Raw genomic sequence first — 6,403 nt, 5'->3', positions numbered from 1 at the left:
CAAGCTCCCAGTGATTCGCTCGACTTGCATGTATTAGGCACGCCGCCAGCGTTCGTCCTGAGCCAGGATCAAACTCTCCAATAAAGTTGAGTTGATTAGCTCATAAAAGTTACGTTGGCTTCATTTCAATAGAAATGAATGTTTATTGTTGACGTTTTTGTTTGTTTAGTTTTCAAAGAACAATTTCGTCCGCCCTCAAAAGCGACTATATTAATATATCATCTACCGGAGCTAATGTCAACAACTTTTTTCAATTGTTTTTGCTTCAGCAGCGACGTTTATTACTATAACAAGATTACAAATTAAAGTCAACGGTTATTTTCAAAAAGATTACATATGTTTTTTTCGGCCTTTCTTGTCCTTCCACATGTACTTTAGGCATTCATGGTGCGATGCCACTCTTCTAAACAAGGAAAATAAAATCTTATACCTTTCTTCCATGGCGCGTTTGACGATATGGTCAATGCGTTCATCCTTTAGATCAAACAGGATTTCATCCATTTCTCTCTTTATTAAGTATTCTATCTCTTTTACCTCTTTGTCGTTGATTAAAAGTCCAAACATAACTAACCTCCAGGCAAAGTGTATGTTATAGTAGTGTTTTCCATTTTTTTGTTTTTTATAATAAAAATTCTTCCTTCATATTTTTATTTGAACAAGCATATGTTTGAGACAAGGATGGTTTTGGACGAGGTGGGGGAACGATGAATTTCTTTTATGTAGTTAACGGGAAGGCGTTAAAAAACGTTACTTTAGTATTAATTGCAGCCTTTTTTACAGCTTGGTTCATGTATATTGAGAACCTGAGCCAGATTCCTGTTTTCTCGGCAAAAGATGAACCAAGGGCCGTTTATCGGGGCGAAAAGGATTTGGCGTTGACGTTCAATATTGGCTGGGGAGATGAAAAGGCGGAGCCGATATTGGATGTGTTAAAAAAGGAAAACGTCAAGTCGGCAACCTTCTTCTTGTCGGGCTCATGGGCTGAACGACATCCCGATATTGTCAGCCGAATTCAGAAGGAAGGATATGAAATAGGGATTCTTGGCTATAACTACGAAGACTATAGTGAGCTTGAGGATACCAAGGTAGCTAGGGATATTTTAAAAGCGCAGGAGGCTTTTAAAAAGCTAAACGTGAAGGACATTAAGTTGGTTCGTGCGCCGACAGGGCATTTCGATAAACGGACGTTAAAAATTGCCAAGCGCCTTGGCTATACCGTCGTCCATTGGAGCATGGACTCAAAGGATTGGCAAAATCCCGGTGTCGAAAAAATTTTCGAGAATACAAAAGACGCCGGAAATGGCGAGATTATCCTGCTTCACGCATCCGATTCCGCCAAGCAAACTGCGAATGCAGTCCCGTTGATCCTGCAAAATATCCGACAAAAAGGGTTAAAGATTGTTACTGTTTCCGAAATGATTGCGAATGGCGAAGTTTCTTCAAAGGAAATTAAATAACCATAATAAAACAACCGCCCGATATCAATGGCGGTTGTTTTTTATAGACATTTACATTTTCTTGCTAACTTTCGTACCAGCGGCTTTTCCGCGCTGCTGTCTTTCCAGCTGCGATTTCAGATTATATTGGTGAAGGGCTAGCAACTGATAGGCATTGCATGCCAATAGGCCCAGCAGCATCAGGTAAAACCAACTTCGCTCATTTACCTTTAAGGCAGGCACCCATTCAATCAACGTTGCGACAATCATAAAGAAAAGCGCCGGAATAAAGGCCTCGCGGTTGGTTTGTTTTTGCTTGAACCAGGCGACGATAAGCCCTATAACCAAAAGGAAGAGCGCCGGCCAAAGGTAGTTCAGCCAAGATTCCCCCTGTTTGGCAAAGTTATTGTAGCGCAAATAAACCAAATCAAATAAGCCAAATAGAATCAGAACAATCTGCACCCCATTCCAAAGGGATGCCGATTTAAAGATTCCCAGCCCAAAGCGATGTACGGTTAAGTATGCAAAGAAGCCCATCTGACTGATCAGGCTGAACAGGAAGCCCATAAACAACAGCCAAATAGCTGTGGAGGCAATATCTAGTATTTGAAATTCAGTAAAGTAGGTCTCAAATTCATTCCATCGTACAATAAATCCCACAAACACGGTCGTGAGGCCGCCAACGACTAATGTGGTCATAAACATTCTTACCAAATTACGGCTTGTCACACATTATTCCTCCATAATAAAAAATGAATACCCTCCTGATTGTACCAAGCCATTTTTTAAAAATCCATAAAATGAGTTGTCCTCACGAATAATCTTGTCTGATTTTCTTCATTATAAAATTAAGGATTCTTCTGTGAAAGGAGCTTCAAATAATGAGAGCAATTAGCATAATGCTCCTCTTACCAGCCATGATGCTATTGTCTAGCTGCGCATCCGGTGACACTGGCGGCGGTGGCGGAGGGCAAATTGATTACGACCAAACAAAAAAAATGGTGGTCGATATCCTTAAGACTGACGATGGCAAGAAGGCAATTCAGGAAATTATGTCCGATGATCGGATGAAAGAAAAATTGGTGATGGACCAAACTGTTGTCGCTAATACAATTGAACAAACCTTAACTTCGGATAAAGCGACGGAGTTTTGGAAAAAGACGTTCAGCGATGCAAAGTTTGCCCAGGGTGTAGCAAAAAACATGAGGTCCGAAAATGAAAAGTTGTTAAAGGATTTGATGAACGACCCTGAATATAGAGGCATGATGATTGAAGTATTTAAAGAGCCGGAAATTCAAAAAGAGATGGCCGATGCCTTGAAGAGCAAGGAATACCGCGAGCATCTTCAGAATGTCATAACCGAAACCGTAGACAGCCCGCTGTTTAAGGCAAAGATGCAGGAACTGCTTTTAAAAGCGGCTGAGGAGGCTAACTCCAAAGCAGGCGGTAAAGAAGAAAAAGGCGGGGGAGGCGGCGGCTAAACCCTCTTTCATTAGAAAAACTGATGGTGAAAAAACCTCTCCCGAACCCGGAAGAGGTTTTTTGATTATTTCAATCGGCTTACGACTTTATCCGCAATCTCAAGATAAATTTTTCCAAGCTTATGGTCTTCTTGGTAAATCGATGGCGCAAAGTCATCATCGTTCCAGTCAGGCTGATCGAGCGGAAGTCGGCCAAGCACTTCCGTATTCAGTTCTTCGGCTAATTTATCACCGCCGCCGCGGCCGAATACGTATTCCTTCTCACCTGTCTTCTTGCTTTCAAAATACGCCATGTTTTCAATAACGCCAAGTACCTCGTGATCAGTCTTTAGTGCCATTGCCCCGGCGCGTGCCGCAACGAACGCAGCAGTCGGGTGCGGTGTTGTCACAATAATTTCCTTACAGGAAGGCAGCATGCTATGAACATCAAGCGCAACGTCCCCTGTTCCCGGAGGTAAGTCTAAAAGCAGGTAATCAATATCGTCCCACTCCACTTCACTAAAGAAACTGTTCAGCATTTTTCCAAGCATTGGGCCGCGCCAAATGATGGGGGAGTTATCTTCGACAAAGAAGCCCATTGAGATAACCTGAACACCAAAACGCTCAACAGGGATAATTTTTTCGCCACGGACAACAGGACGCTTGGTGATTCCCATCATATCGGGAACACTGAAACCGTAAATATCGGCATCAATCAGACCGACTTTCTTGCCAAGGCGGGCAAGCGCAACGGCAAGGTTCACAGATACGGTGGATTTGCCGACGCCGCCTTTACCGCTGGCAATGGCGATAAATGTAGTGGTATTGGAAGTAAGCAGATTTTTCTCTTGTTCCGGCTCGGCATGGCGATGTGCCGCCAATACTTCATCCGGAAGCTGGCCGAAACGAATACCCACAGATGCCGCACCTGCTTCTTTCAATAAATTGACGATTTGCGTTTGCAGCTGCAATTGCTCGCTTGTCCCGGTTCTGGCAATTGCCACCTTAACGCTGACATGATTCTTTTCCTCTTTGATTTTTATTTCCTCAATGGCATCTAATTCAGCCAAACTTTTATGTAAAAATGGATCGTTAAGGCTGCCTAAAACCTCACGTACTCTTGCCTCTGTTAACATGTATAAACACACCTCGCTAAATGAATTCGTTTCCATCTCTCAGTATATCATAATCAGACATGGAAACTGTTATTTCTATCACACATTATTCGTGTTGATAAGCAGAAAAGGGAAGTGGGCTTGAGCGCCTCTTCCCTAATCTGTTTCCTTTAATTCCTTTTCATTTGTAAAATAACGGATGACCCCTTCATAAATCGAAGCCGCCACTTTTTCTTGATAATCTTCCTTCTTTAATTTAGCTTTTTCTGCGGGGTTAGAAAGAAAGCCTACCTCGACCAGCACGCCTGGCCTTTTTGCATGTTTCAGAATATAGACGGAATTGATGGGTTTTGCTTTTCGTGTTGTATTCTCCAGGTTTCGGCGCAGCTCCTCCTGAATAAACTTGGCCGCCCGGGCATTTTCCTTATGATGGGGTGCGTAAAAGGTCTGAGCGCCGCTCCATCTTGGTGACGGGATTGCATTTAAATGGATACTGACAAAGAAATCATTATCCGTTCCATTGATCATTTTTAAGCGTTTTTTCAAATCTTCTACTTTTCTTCTGCTGTAACCTCTTGTTCCTGGGTCCGCCAAATCGGTATCGGTGGTTCTGGTCATTACGACAAGGGCCCCTTGCTGCTGCAGGTAGTCCCTAACTTTTAGAGTAATATCCAAGGCGATGTCCTTTTCAAGCGTTTCACCGGTTCCGGCTCCGCCATCGGGGCCGCCGTGACCGGCATCAAGCAGAATTATTTTACCGGATAACGGAAGATTCCAAGTCTCCTTCTCATCGGTAAAGTCAATCTGAAGTATGAAAAACAATGCCAAAAGTCCCGCCGCAAACGCGATGATTTTTATCCTCTTGATTGTCAACCAAATCATTCCTTCCCGCTCGTCCCTTGTTCAATAATTTATATGGGACAAGACAGGAGTTTAGAACTTAGTTTTAGTGCAATCGGAGCTTGTGGCGGCGCTGTCCTTTTTCGAAACCTTCCCGCCACCAGACATGGACATATTGCTCACATAAATAGTAAAGCGATTCACTCATGACGCCTTCGTCGCCGCTCCCCCAGTAAAGCAGAAAGTTGAAAAGTGTATCAACCAAATGCTTTTCTTCGCGAAAACAGCGTGCCCTTACGGCTTCCATATCCTCGCCATAATAGCCGAATTTGCTGAATTTGGCTCCCAGCAAATAGGCCTCAAGGGCTACATCGTAACACGCCTCCTCCACTCCGGAATTCATGATTAAACTGGAGGTGATCCTTGTCGAGCCAAAGTATTGCCGTACTCTTTCTTTTAATGTATTTATCGAAAGCTCCTTTAAAACGGAGCGCTCGTATTTAATCTGCTTTTCACGTCGTTTTTCTTTAAAGGTCGTAATCACTGTCACTTCTTTTCACCTCTTAGAACTATTCTTTAACTGCCGTTCCTAAGACATGCAAAAGACAATGCCGTTTTCCTTTGCCAATTTTTTTATCCATTAAATAAAGGTCGCTTTCTGCCTTGATTGAATACTTTTCCAACCATATACCACACTAATGATAAAGGCATTTTTTTACGAAAGGATTTTTATAAATGAAGAACCTTATTTTGCTTTTTTCCATTTTGCTGTTCATAACTTTAGCCCCTGCATCCGCCGCTGCCAATACCCAAAATAACACCCAAGGGCCATATTTACTGATGACGCGGGAGGAATTTAAAAATTGGTTATTTAGTCAAACCTTCACCAGAAAAATAAACAAAATTCAACAGCACCACACCTGGCTGCCTTCCTATAAACAGTTTCACGGCCATAATCACCTGCAAATGTTACAGGGCATGGAGAATTTTCATGTTTCAAAAATGGGCTGGAAAAATATTGCCCAAAACCTGACGATTTTTCCGGATGGAAAAGTGGCTGTGTGCCGGCCACTTAATGTTGAGCCAGAGGGGTCGATTGGAGCAAAGGCCAACTCGGGCTCAATTATGATAGAGAATATAGGGAATTTCGATAGCGGACATGATGTGATGACGGCCGAACAAAAAGAATCGATTGTCTACGTCACAGCCGCCCTTAACATAAAATTCGGTCTCACACCCTCAATCGATACGATTACCTATCATCATTGGTGGGATTTGAAGACAGGAGAAAGAGTATTGGACAATGCACCAAGCTATAATGTGAAGTCATGCCCTGGCACCAATTTCTTCGGCGGCAATACCACCACCAGTGCAAAAACTCATTTTTACCCGCTGGTGTCGAAAAAAATGCAGGAAATTGCAGAATCGATGCGTTAATGCCTAAATCATCCAAGGTATTGGCTTATTATTGATATACTCTATCTTTTCGCTTTCATATGAGCATCGAACGATTGTTTTTCAAACTAAAATGGTAGAATATGTTTCGGAGGTG

At 42.7% G+C, this 6,403-nt stretch carries 8 protein-coding genes and 1 rRNA gene; 3 read left to right on the top strand and 6 right to left on the bottom strand.

Annotation, left to right across the window (positions count from 1 at the left end; genetic code table 11):
* Both M3234_RS25595 and M3234_RS25590 read right to left on the bottom strand, forming a co-directional pair.
* Window positions 1-84: ribosomal RNA gene (locus M3234_RS25595) — 16S ribosomal RNA — on the bottom strand; the annotation flags it as partial.
* 246 nt (window positions 85-330) lie between these two features.
* Window positions 331-564: a hypothetical protein gene (locus M3234_RS25590; protein WP_066321419.1), complete on the bottom strand. Its 234-nt coding sequence runs from the start codon at window positions 562-564 to the stop codon at window positions 331-333.
* A 140-nt stretch (window positions 565-704) separates the two neighbouring features.
* Here M3234_RS25590 and pdaB point away from each other — a divergent pair, with 140 nt between their 5' ends.
* The gene (gene pdaB, locus M3234_RS25585; RefSeq protein WP_262307386.1) at window positions 705-1,457 is read left to right on the top strand and encodes a polysaccharide deacetylase family sporulation protein PdaB; all 753 of its coding nucleotides are present in this window, start codon (window positions 705-707) and stop codon (window positions 1,455-1,457) included.
* 51 nt (window positions 1,458-1,508) lie between these two features.
* Here the strand turns inward: pdaB and M3234_RS25580 are convergent, their stop codons facing one another.
* Entirely contained in the window at window positions 1,509-2,165 is a 657-nt protein-coding gene (locus M3234_RS25580; RefSeq protein ID WP_262307385.1) for a KinB-signaling pathway activation protein, read from the bottom strand.
* A gap of 152 nt (window positions 2,166-2,317) precedes the next feature.
* Between M3234_RS25580 and gerD the strand changes: the two genes are divergently transcribed.
* Window positions 2,318-2,917 carry a spore germination lipoprotein GerD gene (gene gerD / locus M3234_RS25575; RefSeq protein ID WP_262307384.1) on the top strand — a complete coding sequence of 200 codons (600 nt, stop codon included), beginning with the start codon at window positions 2,318-2,320 and terminating at the stop codon, window positions 2,915-2,917.
* A gap of 65 nt (window positions 2,918-2,982) precedes the next feature.
* Here gerD and M3234_RS25570 read toward each other — a convergent pair whose 3' ends face one another.
* From M3234_RS25570 to M3234_RS25560, 3 genes are all read right to left on the bottom strand, one after another.
* On the bottom strand, window positions 2,983-4,032 hold the full coding sequence (locus tag M3234_RS25570) for an Mrp/NBP35 family ATP-binding protein (RefSeq protein WP_262307383.1): 1,050 nt from the start codon (window positions 4,030-4,032) through the stop codon (window positions 2,983-2,985).
* 135 nt (window positions 4,033-4,167) lie between these two features.
* Complete coding sequence (gene cwlD, locus M3234_RS25565) at window positions 4,168-4,893, bottom strand: N-acetylmuramoyl-L-alanine amidase CwlD (RefSeq protein WP_262307382.1); 726 nt, start codon at window positions 4,891-4,893, stop codon at window positions 4,168-4,170.
* Window positions 4,894-4,957: 64 nt separating this feature from the next.
* Window positions 4,958-5,401, bottom strand: coding sequence for a YbaK family protein (locus M3234_RS25560; protein ID WP_262307381.1), 444 nt, complete (start codon window positions 5,399-5,401; stop codon window positions 4,958-4,960).
* A gap of 185 nt (window positions 5,402-5,586) precedes the next feature.
* Between M3234_RS25560 and M3234_RS25555 the strand changes: the two genes are divergently transcribed.
* Window positions 5,587-6,288 (top strand): peptidoglycan recognition protein family protein, encoded by a 702-nt coding sequence (locus tag M3234_RS25555; protein WP_262307380.1) that lies wholly within the window; start codon window positions 5,587-5,589, stop codon window positions 6,286-6,288.
* Window positions 6,289-6,403 lie beyond the last annotated feature (115 nt).

This window comes from Neobacillus niacini (assembly GCF_023715785.1).
In the GTDB taxonomy this organism is placed as follows: Bacteria; Bacillota; Bacilli; order Bacillales; family Cytobacillaceae; genus Neobacillus; species Neobacillus niacini_E.
The sequence above is the reverse complement of the archived record's forward strand: the minus strand, read 5'-3'. Positions and strand labels throughout refer to the sequence as shown.